Below are 22,364 nucleotides of genomic sequence, written 5' to 3' on the forward strand. Positions count from 1 at the left end.
AGACATGAAAAAATAACATGGCTGAAACAGAAGAGATCATGTCGTGCGTAGTAACGCCCGTGTCGTCGGCAGCACGTCATCCCGCAGACACCAGTCCTCGATCCGCTCGTCAGGAATGACCATCAACTGGTCGTATTCCTTGTTGGCTCGCGACAGCCATTTCTCTTTCACGGCGGCGAAAGAGAGCGGTGTGATCAGGGAAATACCGATATCGACAATGGCGGTTCTGGAATGGGTGACGGCGAGGAGGGGTGCGCCGACGCTGATGTCGGCGGATGTCAGGCCAAGCTCTTCTTCGGCTTCAGCGAGAATCTGCCCGGCAAGGGAAAGAGGCTGTCCCGCTTCGCGCATCTCGACAGTCCCCGCTGGCGGCGATTGCCAGAAGCCGCCGAGATAGAGGGATGAAGGGTCTCGTCTGCCCAGAATGATACCGTCCGCACAGCGTAGCAGGCCGCAAACGGCTAACTGATGCAGGGGCATGTCACCAAAAATCGTCGGGTCCGCCATTTGCGCCAGAGCCCGGCGGTATTCCGTCCAGTAGCCTGCGATGCGGTCAGGGGCGATTGTCTCCATGCAGAAGATACGCCCGTTAAATAGTCCCGGACGGCGGGTGCAGGCGTCTTCCCATATGGTCTGAACATGCAGCTCGATATCCGGTGTCAGAACAGGCCCGGATTGATTGACGACCAGTTGGACATGGGGGCTCAACTCCTGACAGCGCCAGCCTTGCAGGTCATGAGCGAGAGCATGAAGTGTGTGGGATGTGTCGGATGATGCTGGCATTTCGTCTCTTCCGGGCAGGACGTTCACGGCAGGGTGTTGGCGCTTTCGGGAGGGATCATTAATTTTTTTTAGAATCGTAACGAAAAGGACTGTCGAAGCGGCGAGAGCTGAGGTTTAATCCCTTATAGGACCGATCTGGAAAGATGACGATGACGCTGAACGTCGCGCTGACTCACAAGACAACGTATCGCTATGACCGCCCTGTCACGATGGGGCCTCAGGTCATTCGCCTCAGACCTGCCGCGCACGCCAGGACAGACATTCTGTCCTATGCGCTGACCATTGAACCGAAGCCCCATTTCATCAACTGGATGCAGGACCCGTCCGGGAACTGGCAGGCGCGCGTCGTCTTTCCTGAACGTGTCACGCATTTTGACGTCACCGTCGATCTTGTCGCCGATATGGCGACCATCAATCCCTTCGACTTCTTCCTTGAGCCGGAAGCCGAAGAATGGCCGTTTACGTACGACCATGTTCTTGATCAGGAACTCGCTCCCTACAGAAAAATCGAACCCGCCGGTCCTCTGCTCAAGGCGCTTATCGCCGAGATTCCAAAGGAAAAACGGCGCAACGTTGATATGCTGGTGGCGCTCAATCAGACTGTCCAGAAACGCATCAGCTACATCGTCCGCATGGAGCCCGGCGTCTGGTCTCCGGACAAGACGCTGGAAGAGGGTAAGGGCTCCTGCCGTGACAGCGCATGGCTGCTTGTCCAGCTTCTTCGCAACCTCGGTTACGCAGCCCGTTTTGTCTCAGGATACCTGATCCAGCTTGTGGCCGATGAAAAACCGTTGGAGGGACCGTCAGGCCCGGGCGAGGATTTCACCGACCTGCACGCATGGGCGGAAGTCTATCTCCCCGGGGCGGGCTGGATCGGGCTGGATGCGACATCGGGCATGCTGGCAGGCGAGGGACATATCCCGCTCGCGGCGACACCCGAGCCCGGTTCGGCAGCGCCGATTTCCGGCGGTGTCGAACTGTGTGAAACGGAATTCGGTTTCGACATGCATGTGAAGCGTGTCGCCGAGACGCCGCGCACGACAAAACCGTATGATGAGGAGACATGGGCCACCATTCTCGCCGCTGGCGAGGCGGTCGATCGCAAGCTTGAAGAAGGCGATGTCCGCCTGACCATGGGGGGTGAGCCGACTTTTATCGCCGCCGATGACATGGACGCGCCGGAATGGAATATCGAGGCGCTTGGCCCGACCAAGCGGGCCTACGCCAACCGTCTGCTGCGCCGTCTCATGTCGATCTGGTCGCCCGGCGCGACTTATATGACGTTGTTCGGCAAGCATTATCCGGGTGAACAGCTTCCCCGCTGGGCGCTGACCACATACTGGCGGCGCGATGGCGAGCCGGTCTGGCTGGATCGCGGGCTGCTGGCGTCCGATGATGATACCGACAACGCCACCGAGCATGACGCAAGGCGCTTCGCCCAGTCTCTGGCGAGCAAGTTGCAGGTCGATCCGGAACTCGTCACGCCTGCCTACGAAGACATTCATTACTACCTCTGGAAAGAACATCGTCTTCCGGCCAACGTGCTGGCGGAAGGCTCCAGACTGAACGATCCGCTGGAACGCGACCGTCTGGCGCGTGTCTTCGGTCGTGGCCTCTCACGCGAATCCGGATCAGTCCTGCCCTTGCGGGTGACCGTGCAGGACGGTGTACGCCGCTGGCAGTCCGGCCGCTGGTTCCTGCGGGGCGATACGATCTTTCTGGTTCCCGGTGATTCGTCGATCGGCTTCCGGCTGCCTTTGCAGAGTCTGCCTTGGGCGGACGCCGACGACATTGACCAGCCGCTCCCTGTCGATCCGTTCGCGCCTCACCCGCGGCTACCGCCCCATCCGGCTTTTGCGCGGCGTTCATCGCAGAGTTATCGTGCGACCGTGCCCGATCTTATCAGCCGGTCGGTGGCGCCACCCGAGCGTCCGATGCCGCAGCTCTCCGATCTTCCGGCCCTGCCGCCCTACCCGGTGCGGAAGCCGTGGCGCATCAGCACAGACCGGGCGCTCAGCGAACATCTGCTGGAGATCAATCGCGAGGAACCGGATGTCGTCCGTACGGCGCTGACCGTAGAGTCCCGCGACGGCATTCTGCATGTCTTCTTTCCGCCGCTTTACGCGGTGGAAGACTGGCTGGATCTCTGCGCGGCTGTCGAGGCGACGGCCGCCGAGTTTGGCCGCAAGGTCGTGCTGGAAGGCTATGCGCCGCCACGTGATCCGCGCCTGCTTTCTTTCTCCATCACGCCTGATCCGGGTGTGATCGAGGTCAACGTGCATCCTGCGGCGAGCTGGAACGAGCACGAAACCCGCAGTCGCCAGCTTTATGAGGAAGCGCGCAATGTCGGGCTGATTGCGGAAAAATTCATGCTTGACGGGCGTCACGTCGGCACGGGTGGAGGCAACCACGTGGTGATGGGCGCAGCCAATGCAGAGGACAGTCCGTTCCTGCGGCGGCCCGACCTGCTCAAATCACTGGCCGGGTTCTGGCACAATCACCCGTCGCTGTCCTACCTGTTCAGCGGTCTCTTCATCGGCCCGAGTTCGCAGCACCCTCGTATCGACGAAGCTCGGCAGGATGCTCTTTACGAACTGGAGATTGCCTTCCGGCAGGTCAATCGGGAGGTATTTACGCCGCCCTGGCTGACGGACCGGCTGTTCCGCAATCTGTTCGCGGATATCACCGGTAATACGCATCGCACCGAATTCTGCATCGACAAGCTCTACGCGCCGGAAAGCAGTTCCGGGCGGCTTGGGCTGATGGAATATCGCGCGTTCGAAATGCCGCCGCATCACCGCATGGCGGCGGCGCAGGTGCTGCTCATGCGGGCCGTGATCGCGGCTTTCTGGGACAAGCCGTATGAGCGGCGTCTGGTGCGCTGGGGGACCCGTCTGCATGACGATTTCATGCTGCCCCATTATGTCAGGCAGGATTTCGGAGATGCCATCGACGAACTGCGGATGCTGGGCGCGCCGCTCGAAAAGGAATGGTTCGAGCCTCACTTCCAGTTCCGTTTCCCGGAAATCGGCTCCGTCACTGAACTGGGCATGACGCTGGAACTGCGCACGGCGCTTGAACCGTGGAATACGCTGGCGGAAGAGCCGGCGGCAGGGGGGACGGCGCGCTATGTCGATAGCTCTGTCGAGCGTGTGCAGGCCCTCGTCTCCGGCTGGGTGGATGAGCGTTACATCCTTTCCTGTAACGGTCGCGCCGTGCCGCTGACCGGAACGCAGCGGCAGGGAGAATATGTCGGCGGTGTGCGGTTCAAGGCATGGAATCCGCCAAGCGCCCTCCATCCGACGATCGGTGTGGAAACGCCTCTGGTCTTCGATGTTTATGATACGTGGACCGGACGCAGTATTGGCGGCCTGACTTATCATGTGACGCATCCGGGTGGCCGGAATTACGAGACACGGCCCGTCAACGCCAATGAGGCGGAGGCACGGCGTCGCATCCGTTTCTTCCCGTTCGGTCATACGCCGGGCGCGATGAGGGAACCGCATGTGGAGCGGTCGATGGAGCAGCCAAGGACGCTGGATCTCAGAAGGTTCTGAGAGATCATGATCGACGGGACAGTTTCCTGATGTCCCGTCGGCTTGACTGTTTCACGGCTGACAAGGACGAGGTTGGGGACGCGATTATCCATCCTCAGGACGGTCTTCGCCGTTTTGAGGAAACAGGATTTTTAAAATAAATATTTTATAAACCTCATTCCTGTAGGACATATATGTGTCCTATTTCAAAAAATTCTTTGTAGGTCAGGTTTCTTTCCTCAGGGCGAGAGAAGGTAGCGTCGCGATTCTTGTGGCTGCCGCCATGTTTACGACGATGATCGGCGTATCTGTCGCGATCAACGTGGGGACGATCGTCAACACGAAAACCAGACTTCAGAGCATTGCGGATGCTGCGGCGCTCAAGGCGGCGAAAGCGGCGAATGAAAGTCTTGCTTCGGGAGGGAGTGACGCCAAAAGCAATGCTCAGACCGTAGCGACAACAGTTGCTCAGGCGACCGTGAGTGCAAACGCTGCCGGAGCCGGATTGTCGGCCACCCCGACTGCGACTGTGACGTATAACAGCATTGGAGATTATTCCAGTACTGTAACCGTCGCTTTAAGTTCTACCCCCAAGTTTGTTTTGGCCAATCTGATTCCCAGTATGAGCGGGGCGGTCAGCGTATCATCGACCGCAAGTGTCACAGCCGGACAGTCCTATCTACAGATCATTTTTCTTGTGGATGTTTCGAATTCTATGGCGATTGGTGGCACGCAGGCGGTCATCAATACACTGCTCAACACACCTGCCCAGTGCGCTTTTGCCTGCCATGATACTCATGGTTATTACGATAGCATCAAATCAATAAAATGTACGACACAGACATCATCTTATCAGAGTCTGCCAGCCTGCAACATGCGGGCTTACGCGCAGAACAACGGACTTGATCTGAAAATCGACTATGTGCGGTCCGCTTTGTCCAATCTGGCCTCGCAGATATCCGATGTGTCAGCAAATGCTGCCAATCATTTTTCGATCAGCATGGTGACTTTTGGCACGCAGATAACGCAGGTTCTTGCGCCTACTTCGGACCAGTCCCAGATTTCATCTGCTCTGTCTTCCGTGGATGTGGAAGATGCCACCCCTTACATCAACAGCTATAACAGTCAAAATACAAGCAGATACGGAATGCAAATTGATGTTTACAATGGTGGTTATACGAAAACAGCAGATGCCCTGAACTATGTTGCTTCTCATCTGACAAATGTCGGTGATGGTTCCGCCGCCAACAAGATGACGACCTATGTTGTGTTTCTGTCTGATGGTACATCAGACACCTACGTCAACAATAATTCTCTGGCCAACAGAAATGTTACAACTTATTTCGGATCAGGCTGTACAACTCTGAAAAATATGAACGTAAAGATTTTTTCGGTCTGGACACCTTATTACGTCGACAGAAGTTCTTCGTGGTTCAATCAGTATTTCGGATCAGTTCCCGATAGTGGCGCCGGGTCCATGCAGGATGCTGTGCAGGACTGTGCCACAAGCGATGACTACTATTTCGAAGCGACTGATGGCCCTGAAATCAAGCAGGCATTTTCATCGGTTTTTAATAAAATTATCACTGACACCTCTCTCAGGCTGACCAAGTAAAAATCGTACAAGAGCAGTTTTTGTTGTCATGTCAGGAAGGCAATTTATCCGCCGCAAGGGTGCAACAAAATCACCTTGTGCGCGTTCATCGGCATATCGATGCGGATGGAAGTCAGGCTGCCATGAAACTGTTCAGTTGCCAGAGCTGTGGTCAGGTTCTTTTCTTTGAAAACACGCAATGCGAAAGTTGTGGCCACAGGCTGGGATATTGCACTGAAACGGGCCGGCTTCTCGCGCTTGAAGCGTCCGCTGATAAAGGCGGCTGGCTCGCCGTTGGGGATGGCGCAGAAGCACCGACGCGCTTTCTCTGCACCAACGCGGACTATGGCGTCTGCAACTGGCTGGTTCCCGAAGGCCATACGGATGCCCTCTGTATCGCGTGCCGTTATAACCACGTCATTCCCGACCTGAACAAGGAAGGAAACCGGGAACTGTGGTGGCGATTGGAACAGGCCAAGCACCGCCTGTTTTACAGCCTTCTGCTGCTGCATCTTCCCGTGCCGACCCGTGAGGAAAACCCGACGGGAGGGCTGGTCTTCAATTTTCCGGATGACCCTGAAAACGGGGATGAAAAAGTCATGACCGGTCATGACGAGGGCATCATCACCATTGCCCTGCGCGAGGCTGATGATGCCGAGCGTGAAAAGATGCGGGTCGAGATGGGTGAGTATTACCGCACGCTGCTCGGGCATTTCCGGCATGAGATCGGGCATTTCTACTGGAACGTCCTGGTGCGTGACGCGGGTAACGAAGAGCCTTGCCGCGCCATGTTTGGTGATCACACGCAGGATTATGGCGCGGCTCTTCAGCAGCATTACGAAAACGGGCCGCCGACTGGCTGGCAGGAGAATTACGTCAGTTCATATGCCACCACGCATCCCTGGGAAGATTTCGCGGAAACGTGGGCGCACTATCTGCATATCGTGGACACGCTCCAGACCGCCGTGGCGTTCGGTGTGGCGGTCAGTCCGGCAGTGGCGAAGGATGGCAGTCTGTCGCAGACCTTCAATTTCGATACCTATGCAGCGACCAGTTTCGAGGAGCTGCTGGTGGCCTGGCCGCCTCTGACGGTGGCAGTGAACGCGCTGAATCGTTCAATGGGACAGCCGGATCTCTATCCTTTTGTCATTACACCGGCGATCGCCGAAAAACTGCGTTTTGTGCACGATCTTGTGCATGGATTGCCTTTGACACCCGTTGCCCCCGCGCCACAGTAAGTCTTTGGTTTGTCTGATTTCATGCATGAAATCAGCTCCATTCTTTACTGCAGGATTGCATGAGGAGAGCGTGACACCCTAGAAGCGATCGGATGAACGGCGCGATTCCAATTGATGAGATGGTGAACGGTCAGGGAGGCGTGCGTCCGCAATGGCGTCGTCTCCTGAGTGCCATTTCCGATCTGGGGCATCAGGAACTGAGGTCGCGCCAGCAGCAAATCGCGCTCGCTCTGGCCGACCAGACAGGTGCGCTGCCTTCCTCGCCTTCGTCCAGCGCTGGAGAAACGCTGGAAGCTCAGGGCAGCTTTATCGGGGCGCAGTGCGATCCTATTCCGCTGCTACTGAAGGCCGATGAGTTCAGCAGGCTGGAAGCCGGGATCATCCAGCGCGCCCGCCTGCAGGAAGCTCTTCTGCTGGATGTTTACGGCGAGCGGAACGTGTTGGCCGACCACCTGCTGCCTCCCGCGCTCGTCTGGGCTAACAAGGGATTTCTCCGCTGCGGAATGGTGGATGCTCTGCGTCAGGCAGGTCAGCATTTCATTTCATCCTATGCAGTGGATCTTGTCCGCGAAACGGACGGCGAATGGCGTGTGCTGGCCGACCGAGTTCGGCAGGGAAATGGGATCGGTCTCGCTCTGGAAAATCGTCGGCAGATGACGAGGATGATCCCCGAACTGTTCGCAGGTGTGGCGCTTCAGAGGCTCCGTCCTTTTCTGGAGTGCTGGCAGGACAGCGTGCAGAAGACGGGCGGGGGGGAGACGGCCAATCCGGCATTGTTGACCCCGGGCCCCTCCAGTCCTTTCTGGAGTGAGCATGTCATTCTTGCCCGGGAACTGGGATGCCCGCTGGTGGAGGCGGGTGATCTCACCGTGCGGGAAGGGGCCTTGTGGCTCAAGACCGTGCGAGGGCTACGGAAGATAGACGTTCTTCTTGTCCGCCAGAATGCTGACTCGATTGATCCTCTTGAGTTGGAAGGCACTGGACCGGCGGGCGTGTCGGGTCTTCTTGATGCGGCCCGCAACGGATCTGTGCGGCTGATCAATGACCCGAGAGCCGGATTTGTCGAAGCGCTCGGCGTGCAGTCGTTTCTGCCTGACATTGTGTCACGGCTGTTCGGCGAAACGCTGAATCTGGAGAACGTGGAGAGTTTATGGCTGGGACAGCCGGAGAATCGGGCTTTCCTTGAGCAGATTCTGTTCGGACGGCCTGAGCCCGATCATGGCAGGACTGACTACTGGGCGGTTGCATCCGCCATAGGGGAGGAACTGCCGGTCCAGCGTCTTGCAACACTGGATGACGGCCAGCGTACTCTCCTCTGGGAAAAAATCCTTGCGGAACCGTGGCGCTATGTCGCCTGCCGTGAACCGCTGGCGTCGCTGTCGCCCTGTGTCGGCGACAAGGAAATCGTGCCCCGGTCGATTGTCCTGCGTATGTTTGCGATTCAGGACGAAAATGGCTGGTCAGTCCTGCCCGGCGGTGTCTGCCGCGTATTTGATGCTGGGCAGGCCATTACAGCAGGACCGATCGGAGAGGGCCAGACGACCAAGGACGTCTGGGTGATGGTGGACGAGACTTTCTCTTTTCAGGAAACCTCTTTTTCCACTCCGTATCCGCTGGCCATCCGTCGGTCGCAGGGCGACCTGCCCAGCCGGGCGGCTGATGATTTTTTCTGGCTCGGACGTTATCTCGAACAGATCGAGAGCGGCGCGCGTCTTCTGCGTGTCATCATGACGCACATGTCCGGTACGGACCCGTCTCCCAGAGAACTCGCGGATATCGCTGTCCTGATGCGGCAGATGCGTACCATGGGGCTTGTGCAGGAAACACCGGTAGCAGCCTACGGCTATGCCGGGATGGTGCGCGGGCTGTTCGCCATCGGTGGGTCTGATGGCTTCTTTGCCCGTGTGCTGAGAAAGATCATCCGTCTTGTTCCTGAACTGGTTGATCGGCTGACGCAGGATGTCCGTGATTTCATCTCCCACCGGGGAGGCGAACTACTCAAAAAGATCGACCAGCGCCCCCGCCGTATCGATCCGGCCCGCATGCTTGACCAGCTTTCGGGGCTGACGAGTGATCTGTTGCTGTATTCCGCGACCTTATCGGGATTTGCTGCGGAAAGCATGGTTCTGTCCGGTGGCCGACAGTTTCTGGATCTTGGACGCAGGATCGAGAGGGCGTCGTCCGTGCTTCTCATCTGTTCCGGTGTTCTTGAGCAGCCGGATGTCTATCAGCGTGGTCGCATGGAAGCCGCGCTGCGCCTGATGCTGCAACTCTGCGATAGCGTCATTACCTATCGTTCCCGTTATTTCGGGGTGGTGCAGCCAGCGCCCGTGCTGGATCTTCTCCTGCTTGATGAAGACAATCCCCGTGGTGTGGCCTACCAGCTTGCCGCCCTGCGTAACTCCCTGACCGGACTGGCCTCGGATAGTCCCTTTATGCCGGAAGGACTACGATCCGCTTCCTATGAACTGGCGCATACAGCGGAAAATATCCGCGCGACACTGGCGGGGATGGTGGCGTCGGTTGTGTCCGCCTCCAGTCAGGATGCCGCCACCGCCGCGCTGCCTCCGGCCCTGAAGGAGATGCATGAAGCTGTTCTGCACCTTTCCGAGCAGATAGGCCGCAGCTATTTCTCCGTTCTCAACTCTGCACGGCTTGTCGGCATCGAAAGCGAGACCGTCCTTGATACGGATGGAACCGTGGCATGATTTATCGTGTCCGGCATACAACGTCCTATACCTATGGACATCCTGTGGATCTGGCGGCGCATATCCTGCATCTGACGCCTCGTGATTGTCCGGGACAGACGGTTCTGCGTACCCAACTGGAATGCAATCCCGCGCCTGTGCGGCGTGAAACAGGCGTCGATCATTTCGGCAACCGTATCGTGTGGCTGTTTCACGAAGAGCCGCATTCGCACTTCGATATCGTCGCCCTGTCCGATGTCGATGTGAATTTTCCGGAACCGCCTCCTCCCGACAGCACGCCAGCGTGGGAGGACAGCGCGCTTCTCGCTGCAAGGGGCGCGGACGTTTCCCAGTATCTGTTCGGCGGCCCGATGGGTGGGCCTTCCCGGCTTGTGGGGGAATATGTGGCGGCGGACTTCCCTCCCGGACGGCCTGTGCTGGAAGGACTGCTCGCGCTGAATGAGCGGGTATACAAGGAATTCCGCTTCCGGTCTGGGGTCACCAACCTGAGGACAACTCCGGAAGAAGTGCTTCAGCGCCGGGAGGGAGTTTGTCAGGACTTTACGCATCTGATGCTGAGCGGATTACGTTGGCTGGGTCTGCCCGCGCGCTATATGTCGGGCTATATCCGCACGAGACCGGTCGCCGGGCAGAAACGCAGGCTTGGCGCGGATGTCTCCCATGCGTGGGTTGGCGTCTGGCTGGGACCGGAAACGGGGTGGATCGGTCTTGATCCGACCAACGGCATTGTCGTTCGTGATGAGCATGTGATTCTCGGCTGGGGCCGGGACTACGCCGATATCAGCCCGGTTCGCGGGTTGATTCTTGGCGGTGGTGGCGATGTCCTGCGTGTCGGGGTGGATCTCGTTCCGCTTGATGAATGGGAACGCGATCCGACGCTGATGAATCTCGGGGCGTTTCCGACACGGGAAACGGCCTGAGATTCTTTTTTCCTGAATGGAGGCCTCCGGTGAACACCGAAACAGACCGCGCGGGCATTCCTCTCTGAGCGCCGATCCGCGCAAATCTCAGGGAGCTGAAAGCTCGACGGAAACAGGGCAATGGTCAGAAACATTTTTCGGTGTTTCTCCCGCTCCCCTGAACGTCATGACCCGCAGACTGTCGGGGACGAGCCAGCTTCTGGCCGGTCCGCCCAGAAGAATATGATCAATGAAATATTCACCACCCCAGCACGGGCTGGCCTTGCCTGCCGTTGTCAGAAGGAGGGGGGCGGACTGTGAAAGGTTCTGGAAAAGCGGGTCGCCGGGTGTCATTCTTCTGTTGAAGTCCCCCATGATGGCGAAGGATTCTCCCTCATCCTGACGTTCGAGAATCCAGTCTGAAAGGACTTCGAACTGCCGACGCAGGGTCGGGCAGGCATGTTTGCGCTCGTCAGGCGGATTTTCCCAGCAGCCCGTTTTGAGGTGCAGGACAAGGATGCGGAGAGAGGTTTTTCCATCGGAAACCGTCACGTCCAGACCACTACGCAGAGGGTGTGGTGCGGTAGGAGGATAGACGTTCAGGCCGGTAAGGTCGGGGTGACGCTCGACCGAGAGGGAATCTCTGACGGCAAGACCAACACGCTGCACAACAGGGTCATCGGTCATATAGATATGATACCGGGCCGCAGGGAAAATTCTGGCGGCAATCTGTGGACCGTCAACTTCCTGAAATCCAATGATGTCCGCATCGACACGACGGGCATAATCGGCCAGACGCTGAACGTCTTCAGGCGAGCGGTGATAGATGTCTTCCGGCAAAGCCGGGTCAGAGGCCGCACGCGATGTGAGCCAGCTCATATTCCAGGTCGTGATGCGAAGTGGCTGGCAATGCCCTTTCTGAGGAAAGAGCACGGCCAGCCAGAGGCCCACAGAAACAGCGGCTGATCTGATTCCTGTTGGAAGGAGTGATCCCGCCATCAGGGAAGCAGAACGTCAGGCGGGAGTTTTTGACTCTTCAAGATGGTCAATGGCTTCATCAATCGAGATGGTCTTGCGTGACTGTTCGTCCAGAACCAGCACTTCACCCGTTCCGATATCATAGAACCAGCCCTGAAGGATCAGTCGGTTCTGCGCGAGGGCAGCCGCGACAGACGGATGGGTGCGCAGGTGGGAAATCTGCAACAGCACATTCTGTTCCGCGAGGCTGCGAACGGCGGCGGGTCCGACATCCGTGCTGTTGAGAGCACCGATAACGGCCTTCGCCGCTTCTGCGTTGCGGAGCCAGGATTTGACCGTCGGCATCTTGTCCAGCTTGGACGGGTCGGGGTCGAGCAGCCCCATCATCGCGCCGCAGTTGGAGTGGCCGCAGACGATGATGCTGGAAACTCCGAGCGCCTGTACGGCATATTCGATGGCTGATGAGACGCCACCGAGCATCTCGCCATAGGCCGGGACAATGTTGCCGATGTTGCGCAGGACAAAAAGATTGCCGGGGTCCGTCTGGGTGATGAGGGTGGGATTTACCCTGCTGTCCGCACAGGTGATGAACAGTGTGCTGGGCGATTGTCCCTCTGCCAGCTCTTGAAAAAGATTCTGCTTTTCAGGGAAAATTTCGGTGTTGAACTTTTCAACGCCGCGCAGAAGAGCAATGAGACTTTCTCTGGCGCTGGTGGCTGCCATTGTGACCCTCTCTATAATAAGGAAAAAGCTGCATATCCTGACGTCAGCGTAGCACGCCGCGCATGCGTTTTAAAACTCTGAAGGGCTAGCGGGTTTCCAACGACAGGAAAAGTTATTGCGGCGCAACAGCTATGACATAATGGACAGCGGGGCGTTGACAACGCGACAATGGTTTCGCTTGTCCTGTCCGGCGTATCCCGCAATGTTTCAGGAGAATTGTACGGGATTAAAGGGGATTTTCACGGATAGCTGGGCCCGCAGACCGTGGAACCGGACGCAGGACCGGAGCAGGGGGCCGGAGCTGGGGGTATGTATGGGAGCGCGTACGCTCGCCTGAAACAACGGAACGATGAGCGTCGCACGAGAGCATCGTCCAGCAAAGTGAGCCAAAGACGTGGCTGACATGATCCGCCCAACATGACGGAGGGAACCGGGGTCATCATTGCTGCGGTGCCTGTTGCCCTGCAGGCAGGCGAACCGCTTGTTCTGACGGACGGGCAGCGCGGCCTGCCACATATGCAATTTTACGGAACGGAAGAAGCGCAGATCCGCGAGGCTCTGGAGGCGCTGATCGTAACCCGTCGTCGGGTCTTTTCGGCCTTTGCCGAACAGTTGTCGGCCAGAATCGAAGTGACTGCGGATGGCCGGAAAAATCTGGAGATTCCCTATCTTGTCACAACCCAGACGGGGGGTGACGGAAGGGGCTGGTCATCCTGTTACGATTTTTTACCGTGGGAGGATCAGCGAAACCATCACGGCGTCAGCCTCAAAAATCAGCTTGGCGAGGCGCTTCTGAGGCAGTTCACGCCTCCATCGACGTCCGAACAGGTCGGCGCGCGTAAAAAACTGTGCGTGCTTTTTGCGCTTGAGGGTTCCCGATGGCGTCCCGAACTCGCTGCCGAGCGCTGCCGGGTGCTTATTGAGGCCGGATATCTGCCTCAAGAGGGACAGGTGGACATGATGACACTTGCTGGCAGCAGATTTTACAAATGGCTTGCTCAGGGGCTGGGGCATCTCCGGAAGCCGCTCAGATCGCTGCTCATGCCGGTGGAACTGATGCCTGAGCGCTTCACCATTCCGCAGTTTCAGGCGTCCATGGAGGGCGTTCTGGGTGAGACGCTCGATAAACAGGCATTTCGTAGGAATGTATCGAATTGCGGACTGATTGAAGAAGCGGGTGGTGTCAGTGACGAGATATTTGGTCGGCCCGCGAGATTGTTCCGGTTTAAAAACGATGTGGTCATCGCCCGCAATGCCCAGAGCATGCCGCTGGTTCTTCCGTTGGCTGATACACTGACAGATGCGGAAACAATCGAAAATCTGCTTTTCTCGCATCGCAGACGGACAAAAGGTCAGGACGGGACCAGCGAGGAAAATTAGATCCGGATGGGGGAGGGACGCAGTAACCCTTTGCTGACTTTTCTCTGGGAAAAGAGGTGGCTGGCTCCCCGTGGACCCGGAGCGGCAGGACAGTCTGGTTGCGTGGCAGAAATGCCCGATGGCGTAAGGGCGGAAAAGCAGAGCCTTGGACTGGATCTGTGCGGCTCAGAGGAGAAAGTGGCATGGTTGCGGCTCATACCGTCAATCTTGAAAAACTGCGTGGACAGCCGCTGATTGTCGGCGCGGGTATTGCCGGAGTGCTTGTCGCTCTCCACATGAATGACGCGCCCTGCATCCTTATCGCCGGGAGGGAGCCTCAGGTTTCCGATGCCGGTTGTGACAGTCTGTTTTCTCTGCTGAAAGAAACAGGTTCCTCTACGGAAAGGGCCGCCCGCACGCTTCGCGCCGGGAAAGGACTGGCGCGGCTCGATGTCGTGCAGTGTGTCATGGGACGCATGGATCAGGCCATGGCCAGTCTTGCGAGGTTCGATTTCATCAGAACGCATGGCTGGCCGGATTCTGAAAGCGCTCTTTACGCGATCCTGTTCGGTATTCTGGCGAAAAGAAAGAATGTCACGATCATTCCCGCAACCGCGTTGCGCCAGCTCATTCTTGTAGAAGGTCATGTCAGGGGCGCAGTTCTCGCAACAGGAGATAAAACAGGCATTCTTGATACAGGTTCCGTGATCATGGCTGGCAGTGGCGCGTGCGGGCTTTTTGGCAACGACCCCGGCCTGTCCCGCGGAACGGGTTCGTGCATGGCGATCGCGGCCAGATCTGGCGCGACGTTGTGTGACATGGAGTTTGTCCGGTTCGATCCGTTTGCCCTGTCCATCGAAACTACCGGAAAAAGCAGCTTTTCCGTTCCGCCGGATTTATGGGAAGGGCAGGTGTCCCTTCTCGATGAAAAAGGAAACCAGCTTGATGTGGCGGGGGAGGATTCGGATGGTCTCGCCCGGTTCGTCCAGCGGCATGCGGATACAGGACACGCCGTTTTTCTCGATCTGAGCAGGCAGATTTCCGGCCAGTCCGCGATTGCGGGTGATCATTTCGACCGTTTTCTGAAACGCTGCACGAGTGTCGGGCTTGATCCCCGTAGTGAGGCGTTGCCCGTGAAAGCTGCGGCGGCTTTCCATATTGGCGGGATCAGGGCCGACATCGCGGGGCGGACGTCCATCTCCGGGCTGTGGGCCTGCGGTGAATGTGCGAGCACAGGTCTTCATGGAGCGTCAGCGCTCCCGGCCAATCCTCTTCTGGAAATGATCGTTTGCAGTGAGATGGTTGCGGAGAGCGTGCTGAATGAATCGAAGAACACGCGGATCGACGTGTCCATGATAACGCCGGATCTCTCTGTGCCTAATGGTGTCGCGGAGATGCTGCGTCCGCTTGTGAAGATGGGGCTGGGCCCTGTGCGTGAAGGCTCGTCCCTGCGGCAGGCGCTGTTTCGGGTTTCCCGTCTGGCATCCTGCGACGATGCGGCGCTGGTGGCTCAGATGATGATGATTTCAGCCTATCAGAGAGAGGAAAGCCGGGGGGCGCATTTCCGTTCCGACTTCACGGCGGAATCCGGTGCGGCCCGTCATACGGAACTCTGCGAAAAGTCACTCGCGGCGATGGTGCGCTCCATCGCCTACGATGTGCATGACCTCAATACGCTGGACACGGCAGGCTCGCTGACGGCGCTGGATCATCGTCCGTCAGATTCCTGAGGGTCGGCTGACTGACGTCTCAGGCGAACAGAGGCAGGAACTTTTCCGGCGTCTGCCAGAGGGCGTCGAACCCCTCACCATCACCCGTAATCCCCAGCGCGAGAAAATCCGCCGTTCCTGCAAGAGTTCTGAGCGTCTCATCGGGGAGAAGACCGGCTGTTTCTGATGCGGGGCTGTAGGCAGCGACCACGGGCAATTCCATCATTTCCCGCCACCATGTCAGAAGGGCGAGACCATCCGTCTCGGGTTGGGCGCCAAATGGCCCGAAAGCCACGTAATCAGCCCCTTTTTCACCCGCCAGCATCGCCAGATCCCGACTGAAATCACACGCGGCGCCGAGCTGAAAACTGTCTCCCAGTATTTTTCGTGCCGCGGCAACATCCTCCGCCCCGACATGCGCGCCATCACACCCTGTCTCGCGCACCAGTTCAGGAAAACCATCCAGCATCAGCGCGGCGTCATGCCGGTCCATGACCTGCCGGATGTCGAGAATCGTCTGCTTCATCGTGCCGGGCGAGGTATCGGCGAGCCTCAGTCGGACAGCCGCGACAGGGAGCACCGTCAAGGCATGGTCGAGCAGGCCGACAAAAGAGGAGGCCTCCCGCAGGGGAGGAGTGACAAGATATGCCTCACAGGGTTCTACCAGTCGTCCCGTGTCGGGCTGTTTGCTGCTCATTCCAGTCTCCGGGAGCGGGATTGTCTGTGAGACAGCTTATTCCCCGGAAGGACCGACGATGCCAAGAGGGGAAGGCTGAATCGTATCTGGACGTTGGAAGAGGACAGTGGCGCCGAGTGACGCCGCCAGCATCTCCACAGCTTTTCTTTGCGGGGAGGCGGGGTCGAACACGATATGTTTCTGTCCCCGTGTCAGGGCTGACACGGCCCTGCCTGCCTGACTGCCGCAATCGAGAATATCCACGAAGGCAGGGGAGGCCAGCTCCTGATCCTGAAAGCTTCTGCATTGTGTCATCATCGCCATCCACCAGGGACCGCCCATGCAACCGGCTGCTGCCGGAGGAGAGATGAGTATAACTTTTGAGCAGCCATTGCCCTGAACTGCCCTGAGCGCGCCACAGGCTTCCCGTAAAGTCGAAACCATGAAGACACAGTCGGGGTTGTTATCGTCATTTTCCGTGGAAAGATGCTGGCAGATTTGCCGGATCATGCTTGACGTTCAATCCTTTGCGGGTGATTTCTAACAAAATTCCAAAGATGTGCATAAGGCGGAGTCAAGTGTCGCATATGAGCGAGAACAAGCCGGACAACAATAGGCCCGTCGACCCTGTTACACGGCTTCGTTCCGCGCTGGACAGGATCGCCTTCGCACTTGAGTATCGCAGGCAGGAGGTTCCGCCATCTGCTCCTGAAACTATCGTCGAGGAGCCGCAGCCGGACGTTCAGAAAGCTTTGGCGACGCTCGATGCCTTGATGGTTGATGTCAGAAACGTTCTGGGCAATCTGGCTCCGGCTCATCCGCTGGAAACACCGCCTGAAAGTTCTACGTACGTTCCGTCGCAGGAATTGTCTGATGAAAGCCGCGACTGGATGCCGGAGGGGCAGGCCGCTTACGATGACTGGGGCCACACTCCCGCTCATGATGCGTCACAGCACGGCGAAGGATACTGATTCATGCCGCAGGTAACAGTCCGCATCAACGGATATGCCTATCAGATCGGATGCGAGCCCGGAGAAGAGCGTCATCTGCTCGATATGGCGCAGGAAGTCAGCAAGCGGGTGGCGCGGGTTAGGGCGCTTGGCTTCAGTGGAGAAGCCAAAATTCTGGTTCTGGCTTCCCTTCTGATGGCTGACGAGCTCTCGGATCTCACAGCCGAACTGATTTCCACGGAAGCCAGCAAGGCTATCGCCGCCGGTGAGGCCGCCGCGCGCGAGAATGCGCGTCTCATGGATGAACTTTCTTTATTGGCTGAACGTGCGGAAACCATTGCGGCGGCGCTTGAGGCGCACTAGGTTATGTGCGTGGAGCTGCCCGGTGCGTCAGGCAATTCATCCCCTGGGCCGATAAGCACTTCCTCGGGAGCTGGCTCTGTCGTGATCTTGGTCATGGTATTCCGGCGCCCACCTGCACTAGCAGGTCCTGGAGGTTGTAAAGTCCAACGGCCAGGGTGGCTCCACACGGTTCTCCCGACTCCATGACAGGCTCTGGAGATCTCCCCCAGACAGCAGATGACAAGCGGGCCATTCGTCTCGCGATGAAAACAGCGCTGCGGCATGCTGATGCGTCGGTCTCTGAGAGAGTGTGCGACCGTCTCCATGCACTGCTTTGCATGTTCCCTCCGGCGCGGATTGGCTGCGTATGGCCGATGGGGGATGAGGTTGATCTGCGCCCGCTCTTTCATAGTCTCTGTGAGGAGGGCTGGCAGATTCTGACGCCCGAAACACCGCCCAAAGGGTCTCCGCTGCTTTTCCGGCAGTGGAAGCCTGCGTGTTCGATGCAGGAAGGGCGATTCGGGACGGTCCATCCGGATGGTCCGGTCGATGTGCCGGACGTCATACTCGTGCCGATGCTGGCTTTTGACCGTCGTGGATACCGGCTTGGTTATGGTGGCGGGTATTATGACCGCACTCTCGCCGCTTTGCCCGATGCCCGTCCCATAGGCTATGCCTTTTCTGTGCAGGAAGTGCCCCACATCCCGGTGGGGCCATTTGATGTGCCGCTGCCGGTCATCGTCACCGAAAAAGAGGACATTGTTCCTGCGGACGGTCTTCTTCCGTAAGCAGGCCGCGTCGCATTGTGTCATTCCCGACCATCAGCACCACGAAAACCGGAGATTATTGTGAGAGTCATGTCGTGAGAATTCTGTTTCTGGGAGATATCGTCGGGCGGAGCGGTCGTGACGGTGTGACGGCACGCCTGCCGGAACTGCGCCGGAAGCTGTCTCTTGATCTGGTGATCGTCAATGCCGAGAACGCCAGTCACGGATTTGGACTTTCTCCCGGCATTGCCCGCGATCTGATGGGCTGCGGTGTCGATGTCATCACGCTCGGCAATCACGCATGGGACCGTCGGGACCTTATCGGGGAAATCGACGGGATGCCGGAGGTGGTGAGACCGCTGAACTTTCCTCCCGGCACGCCCGGACAGGGCAGCACGGTCGTCACGCTTGCCGATGGACGGAAAGCTCTTGTGGTCAATGTCATGGGGCGTCTGTTCATGGACCCTCTCGATGATCCTTTCCGCATGACGCTTGAACTGCTCGCCAGACATCGTCTGGGTGTCACGGTGCAGGCGGCTGTCGTTGATGTGCATGCGGAAGCCAGCAGCGAAAAATGGGCGCTCGGTCATGTGCTGGACGGTAAGGTCTCGCTGGTGGTCGGCACGCACACGCATACGCCGACCGCTGATCACCGTATTCTCACGGCTGGCACGGCGTTTCAGAGCGATGCTGGCATGTGCGGTGATTATGACAGCGTGATCGGTATGCAGAAGGAGGCCGCCGTCTCGCGGTTTGTCCGCAAGATGCCGGGTGAGCGCCTGCAACCGGCGGAAGGCGAGGCGACGGTCTGTGGCCTGATGGTCGAGACCGATGACACCACCGGTCTTGCCCGCAGGGTGGCCCCCTTGCGGCAGGGAGGCATGTTGTCGGGAGCGATGCCGGATTTCTAGGGCAAGCTCCCCGAACGCAGTCTCAGTGAGTTTGCTCTAACTCGTTGATTATCGAGCAACTCACGTTTCGGCCTCTTTATTTGTTTCTGACAATGCCCATACGCAGCGAAGGATCACCGGTAAAGGTTGATGCGCCGGTGTGGGAAAGTTCCACTCCGGTATCGAGCCATACCTCACCACCGATATCGCGCCAGCGTTTGCAGAAGGTAAAATCCTCGCTGAGATAGGTGCCGGTTTCAGGGTCGATCATGCAGTCAAAGAGCGCATGGGCCTCCGTCTCGACGGCGGACGAATTGTCCTGTCCAACCGGGGCGTCGATCCGTTTGTAACGAGTTTCCGGATAGGCCTCGATCATGCGCTGCACGACCTGTCGGGAGATCAGCATGAAACCTGTCCCAGCATAGCCAGCCTTGACGAGTCCCCTGTCCGCGCCCTCGCCGGGGGGATGTTCATGAAGGGAAGTGCTTTCACCGACATAGCGCAGGGACGCGGTTTCAGTCGGCTCGCCTCTTTTCGTAAGAATGTTCGTGAATGAATCCCAATAGCGATCCTTGAGAGGATAAAGCCCGGCGACAAGGTCTTTTCCGGTCGCCACAAGACGGGGCACCGCATCCGGGCTGAAGCCGATATCGCTATCCACAAAAAGAATGTGGGACGCGTCGCTCTGGGCATAGAACTGATACAGCAATGTATTGCGTGAACGTGTGATCAGTGCGTCATTTCCCACGAGCGAGAGGGTCAGCTCAATCCCGTGCTGCTGCGCCATGGCCATGCAGCCGATGATGGACTGCATGTAAATCTGCGTGACCAGTCCGCCGAAACAGGGCGTGGCGATGAAAACATGAGGGGAAATATGGGAAGGTTGCACTCGTCCGGCCTTGATCTGTTCGGACCAGCTTATCTTCAGGATATTGCAGATCGTTTAATATGTCTGATAATATTTTGGTAATTTCTTTTTATATTCAGTAACTATTTTAATTCTTCGTTCGACGGAGCTCTGGCGGGAAATCCCGATGAATGGCTCAGCCTGAATGTCACTGTGTGGAACTTATGCAATAACACCAGATATTCCATAATCGGTAATGAATGTCCTGAAACACTCTCTTCTTTCTTCAGCAAAGAAAGCCCTGTGTCCCCTGATATCCATCAGGAGAAAATATCCCCGTTCCTTGATCTCTTCGGTAATGTCACTGACGGTCCGGGACAACCGTATGCAGACAGGGTGACGACTTCGTGACGACAGGGTGCCTGTTCAGAAGGGGACACAGGCTATTACTCAGCAGCCGACAGCAGTATTGCTCCAGCCGGGAAGAAATGTGAAAGGCTTTTCGCCAGACAGTTCATTCCGCTCCGTTAACGCTGTCAGGTAGATGTTCTGGTCACGAGGCAATGTCGGCAAAAATAAAAATTCAGGAAAGACATGGTCTCTTTGGCTGTTTCTCCACAAGGCGAAGAGCCACGGCCACCTTTCTCGCAGATACCTTGACCGCCATCTGTCCGATCCTGTGGAGCGGGGCCTTTCTTTTATCGTCACCGGCTCAGGCTGAGAGCGTCGATCCGGATATTGTCGCGCTGCGTCGCGAAGTCGCTGAAATGCGTTCGGAACTGAGGAAAATGCGCCGCGCCATCGGCAGCGCGCATCCTGCTGTTCCCGCAGATCATGGCGGGAACAGTTCTCTTGCTTCTGCCGTAACGCATTCCCACGACTGGAACGGCGTTCCCGAGCCGGGAATACGTTTCGTCGCGGCAAAAGCAACGCCCGTCTTCGCTGGTCCTCCGGTCATCAGGCGAACGCCTCCCGATTCGGGAATTGTCTCGTCATGGAAGGACTTCAGGGCGGCGACCGCACGATCCGAAGTGGTGCAGGTCGGAGGTCTCAGAGTCGGTTTTCCCAATGGTCGCCCGACCATCGCGACAGAAGATGGTCGTTACGCTTTCTCGACCGGTCTGGGGTTTCAGGAGGATTTTGGCGGCTATCTCGGTATGGCGTCCCGGGGAGGAGAGCCAAAGGGACGTTTTCCCGGCTTTACCGAGAATGCGCGGCGGATGCGTCTTTTCCTCACCTTCCGCTACAAGGACTGGGTGGCGAATGTGACGCCGGATTTCGGATCGGGCACGGCGGACGGCAAGGTTGGACTCTATGAGGCCAATCTCAATTACGCCGGTTTGCGTAACACCGAACTGACCGTGGGATATTATGAGCCACGCGAATCCGAGGAAAGCGCCGAACGTTCGGGTGGCCTGACACTACTTGAACGTCCGTCGATCATCGATATCGTACGCAATATCGCAGCCAATGCCTGGCGGTTCAGTGTCGGGGGACTGCATTATGAAAAGCAGTGGTTCGTGAGCGCATGGTTCACGGGCCAGCAGTACGGCGACCGGAATATTGACACCACGATCAGCGACAGCCAGACGGGGGTGGTCGCCCGTGCCGTCGGCCGTCCTTATGTCAGTCGGGACATCGACGTCATGGTCGGTGTCGGCACATCGGACAGCTTCAAGAGGAACGAGAGCGCGTCCGGGCGTGTGTTCAGGATGTCGCCACCGACCGGCAACGTGCCGCTCTCTCAGGATCATCTGCTGACCGCGAGCATCCCGAACGCCAGCTCCGTCTGGTCAGTCGGTCCTGAACTGGCCGTGAGGTGGAAGCGGTTGCTGGTGAAAGGCGAGTATTTCCATATCGGCGTCAACCGGTCTCCGCTCGCCGGTCTTGCCCAGCCGTCCCTTGGTTTTGACGGATGGTACGTCACGGCAAGCTATACCCTGTTCGGTCACGCCCGCGCCTTCGATGTCAAGAGAGCGTCCTTCCTGCCTCCCGGCGTCACGGAAGACTTCGACCCGTTCCAGAATCACTGGGGCGCCATGGAGCTTTCAGTCCGCTGGGATGAAACCAATCTCAACGATCATCCCGGCACGCTCACCGGCTTCCGGGGAGGCCGTTCTACGACATGGGAGAGCGCCCTGAACTGGTATCTGAACCAGCATTTCCGTCTTGCACTGGATTATTCTCACTTCTCTGTCAGCCGTAACAGCCAGAGCTTCAATATCCTCGGGCGGAGTGGCAATGCTCTTGCCGGACGGGTGCAGGCTGCGTTCTAGGCCGTCTGCCTGATCCGGATAGAACAGAAATGAGCGGGACCGAACGCTGACAGAAGCTTGACTGAAAAGCTTGCCGGGTGGTGTCCGCC

At 57.9% G+C, this 22,364-nt stretch carries 18 protein-coding genes and 1 other RNA gene; 13 read left to right on the forward strand and 6 right to left on the reverse strand.

The genetic code is table 11. The features are described from left to right. Positions 1–36 precede the first annotated feature (36 nt). Complete coding sequence (locus LKE90_RS03720) at positions 37–783, reverse strand: phosphohydrolase (protein WP_291490933.1); 747 nt, start codon at positions 781–783, stop codon at positions 37–39. 149 nt (positions 784–932) lie between these two features. On the opposite strand from LKE90_RS03720, the gene LKE90_RS03725 reads away from it, so the two are divergent. From LKE90_RS03725 to LKE90_RS03745, 5 genes are all read left to right on the forward strand, one after another. Further along, positions 933–4,340 carry a transglutaminase family protein gene (locus LKE90_RS03725; protein ID WP_291490934.1) on the forward strand — a complete coding sequence of 1,136 codons (3,408 nt, stop codon included), beginning with the start codon at positions 933–935 and terminating at the stop codon, positions 4,338–4,340. A 175-nt stretch (positions 4,341–4,515) separates the two neighbouring features. Then, positions 4,516–5,934 carry a vWA domain-containing protein gene (locus tag LKE90_RS03730; protein ID WP_291490936.1) on the forward strand — a complete coding sequence of 473 codons (1,419 nt, stop codon included), beginning with the start codon at positions 4,516–4,518 and terminating at the stop codon, positions 5,932–5,934. 122 nt (positions 5,935–6,056) lie between these two features. Next, a complete protein-coding gene (locus tag LKE90_RS03735; protein WP_291490937.1) occupies positions 6,057–7,151 on the forward strand; it encodes a zinc-binding metallopeptidase family protein in 1,095 nt (364 codons plus the stop codon). 92 nt (positions 7,152–7,243) lie between these two features. Next, complete coding sequence (locus LKE90_RS03740; RefSeq protein WP_291490938.1) at positions 7,244–9,859, forward strand: circularly permuted type 2 ATP-grasp protein; 2,616 nt, start codon at positions 7,244–7,246, stop codon at positions 9,857–9,859. Then, entirely contained in the window at positions 9,856–10,779 is a 924-nt protein-coding gene (locus LKE90_RS03745) for a transglutaminase family protein (RefSeq protein ID WP_291490939.1), read from the forward strand. The genes LKE90_RS03740 and LKE90_RS03745 overlap by 4 nt, the downstream gene beginning before the upstream one ends. Positions 10,780–10,866: 87 nt before the next feature. Here LKE90_RS03745 and LKE90_RS03750 read toward each other — a convergent pair whose 3' ends face one another. After that, positions 10,867–11,637 (reverse strand): endonuclease/exonuclease/phosphatase family protein, encoded by a 771-nt coding sequence (locus tag LKE90_RS03750; protein WP_291490940.1) that lies wholly within the window; start codon positions 11,635–11,637, stop codon positions 10,867–10,869. A 135-nt stretch (positions 11,638–11,772) separates the two neighbouring features. After that, the gene (locus LKE90_RS03755; protein ID WP_291490941.1) at positions 11,773–12,459 is read right to left on the reverse strand and encodes a carbonic anhydrase; all 687 of its coding nucleotides are present in this window, start codon (positions 12,457–12,459) and stop codon (positions 11,773–11,775) included. A 417-nt stretch (positions 12,460–12,876) separates the two neighbouring features. On the opposite strand from LKE90_RS03755, the gene LKE90_RS03760 reads away from it, so the two are divergent. Then, positions 12,877–13,839, forward strand: a complete 963-nt coding sequence (locus LKE90_RS03760; RefSeq protein WP_291490942.1) for an NrtR DNA-binding winged helix domain-containing protein — start codon at positions 12,877–12,879, stop codon at positions 13,837–13,839. A gap of 182 nt (positions 13,840–14,021) precedes the next feature. Continuing rightward, positions 14,022–15,548 (forward strand): FAD-binding protein, encoded by a 1,527-nt coding sequence (locus LKE90_RS03765; RefSeq protein WP_291490944.1) that lies wholly within the window; start codon positions 14,022–14,024, stop codon positions 15,546–15,548. A gap of 19 nt (positions 15,549–15,567) precedes the next feature. Here LKE90_RS03765 and LKE90_RS03770 read toward each other — a convergent pair whose 3' ends face one another. Both LKE90_RS03770 and LKE90_RS03775 read right to left on the reverse strand, forming a co-directional pair. Next, positions 15,568–16,224 carry a thiamine phosphate synthase gene (locus LKE90_RS03770; RefSeq protein ID WP_291490945.1) on the reverse strand — a complete coding sequence of 219 codons (657 nt, stop codon included), beginning with the start codon at positions 16,222–16,224 and terminating at the stop codon, positions 15,568–15,570. Between the two features lie 36 nt (positions 16,225–16,260). Continuing rightward, a complete protein-coding gene (locus LKE90_RS03775; RefSeq protein WP_291490946.1) occupies positions 16,261–16,713 on the reverse strand; it encodes a hypothetical protein in 453 nt (150 codons plus the stop codon). 77 nt (positions 16,714–16,790) lie between these two features. Between LKE90_RS03775 and LKE90_RS03780 the strand changes: the two genes are divergently transcribed. The 5 genes from LKE90_RS03780 (at position 16,791) to LKE90_RS03800 (ending at position 19,173) form a co-directional block, all read left to right on the forward strand. Further along, positions 16,791–17,174 carry a hypothetical protein gene (locus LKE90_RS03780; RefSeq protein ID WP_291490947.1) on the forward strand — a complete coding sequence of 128 codons (384 nt, stop codon included), beginning with the start codon at positions 16,791–16,793 and terminating at the stop codon, positions 17,172–17,174. A 3-nt stretch (positions 17,175–17,177) separates the two neighbouring features. After that, positions 17,178–17,516 (forward strand): cell division protein ZapA, encoded by a 339-nt coding sequence (locus LKE90_RS03785; protein ID WP_010666544.1) that lies wholly within the window; start codon positions 17,178–17,180, stop codon positions 17,514–17,516. 9 nt (positions 17,517–17,525) lie between these two features. After that, positions 17,526–17,682, forward strand: a non-coding RNA gene (gene ssrS / locus LKE90_RS03790) — 6S RNA. A gap of 16 nt (positions 17,683–17,698) precedes the next feature. Next, on the forward strand, positions 17,699–18,283 hold the full coding sequence (locus LKE90_RS03795; RefSeq protein ID WP_291490948.1) for a 5-formyltetrahydrofolate cyclo-ligase: 585 nt from the start codon (positions 17,699–17,701) through the stop codon (positions 18,281–18,283). A 74-nt stretch (positions 18,284–18,357) separates the two neighbouring features. Then, positions 18,358–19,173: a TIGR00282 family metallophosphoesterase gene (locus LKE90_RS03800; RefSeq protein ID WP_291490994.1), complete on the forward strand. Its 816-nt coding sequence runs from the start codon at positions 18,358–18,360 to the stop codon at positions 19,171–19,173. A gap of 76 nt (positions 19,174–19,249) precedes the next feature. Here the strand turns inward: LKE90_RS03800 and LKE90_RS03805 are convergent, their stop codons facing one another. Further along, complete coding sequence (locus LKE90_RS03805; protein WP_291490949.1) at positions 19,250–20,041, reverse strand: hypothetical protein; 792 nt, start codon at positions 20,039–20,041, stop codon at positions 19,250–19,252. A gap of 521 nt (positions 20,042–20,562) precedes the next feature. On the opposite strand from LKE90_RS03805, the gene LKE90_RS03810 reads away from it, so the two are divergent. After that, positions 20,563–22,275 carry an OprO/OprP family phosphate-selective porin gene (locus LKE90_RS03810; protein WP_291490951.1) on the forward strand — a complete coding sequence of 571 codons (1,713 nt, stop codon included), beginning with the start codon at positions 20,563–20,565 and terminating at the stop codon, positions 22,273–22,275. Positions 22,276–22,364: the final 89 nt, after the last annotated feature.

Source organism: Acetobacter sp., from assembly GCF_022483985.1.
Taxonomy (GTDB): Bacteria; Pseudomonadota; Alphaproteobacteria; order Acetobacterales; family Acetobacteraceae; genus Acetobacter.

Coding starts and splice junctions, on each gene's coding strand:
- LKE90_RS03775 (WP_291490946.1), bottom strand. CDS start 16,713: ATGATCCGGCAAATCTGCCAGCATCTTTCCACGGAAAATGACGATAAC.
- LKE90_RS03795 (WP_291490948.1), top strand. CDS start 17,699: ATGACAGGCTCTGGAGATCTCCCCCAGACAGCAGATGACAAGCGGGCC.
- LKE90_RS03750 (WP_291490940.1), bottom strand. CDS start 11,637: ATGAGCTGGCTCACATCGCGTGCGGCCTCTGACCCGGCTTTGCCGGAA.
- LKE90_RS03810 (WP_291490951.1), top strand. CDS start 20,563: ATGTCGGCAAAAATAAAAATTCAGGAAAGACATGGTCTCTTTGGCTGT.
- LKE90_RS03780 (WP_291490947.1), top strand. CDS start 16,791: ATGAGCGAGAACAAGCCGGACAACAATAGGCCCGTCGACCCTGTTACA.
- LKE90_RS03745 (WP_291490939.1), top strand. CDS start 9,856: ATGATTTATCGTGTCCGGCATACAACGTCCTATACCTATGGACATCCT.
- LKE90_RS03760 (WP_291490942.1), top strand. CDS start 12,877: ATGACGGAGGGAACCGGGGTCATCATTGCTGCGGTGCCTGTTGCCCTG.
- LKE90_RS03735 (WP_291490937.1), top strand. CDS start 6,057: ATGAAACTGTTCAGTTGCCAGAGCTGTGGTCAGGTTCTTTTCTTTGAA.
- LKE90_RS03755 (WP_291490941.1), bottom strand. CDS start 12,459: ATGGCAGCCACCAGCGCCAGAGAAAGTCTCATTGCTCTTCTGCGCGGC.
- LKE90_RS03720 (WP_291490933.1), bottom strand. CDS start 783: ATGCCAGCATCATCCGACACATCCCACACACTTCATGCTCTCGCTCAT.
- LKE90_RS03765 (WP_291490944.1), top strand. CDS start 14,022: ATGGTTGCGGCTCATACCGTCAATCTTGAAAAACTGCGTGGACAGCCG.
- LKE90_RS03740 (WP_291490938.1), top strand. CDS start 7,244: ATGAACGGCGCGATTCCAATTGATGAGATGGTGAACGGTCAGGGAGGC.
- LKE90_RS03770 (WP_291490945.1), bottom strand. CDS start 16,224: ATGAGCAGCAAACAGCCCGACACGGGACGACTGGTAGAACCCTGTGAG.
- LKE90_RS03725 (WP_291490934.1), top strand. CDS start 933: ATGACGCTGAACGTCGCGCTGACTCACAAGACAACGTATCGCTATGAC.
- LKE90_RS03785 (WP_010666544.1), top strand. CDS start 17,178: ATGCCGCAGGTAACAGTCCGCATCAACGGATATGCCTATCAGATCGGA.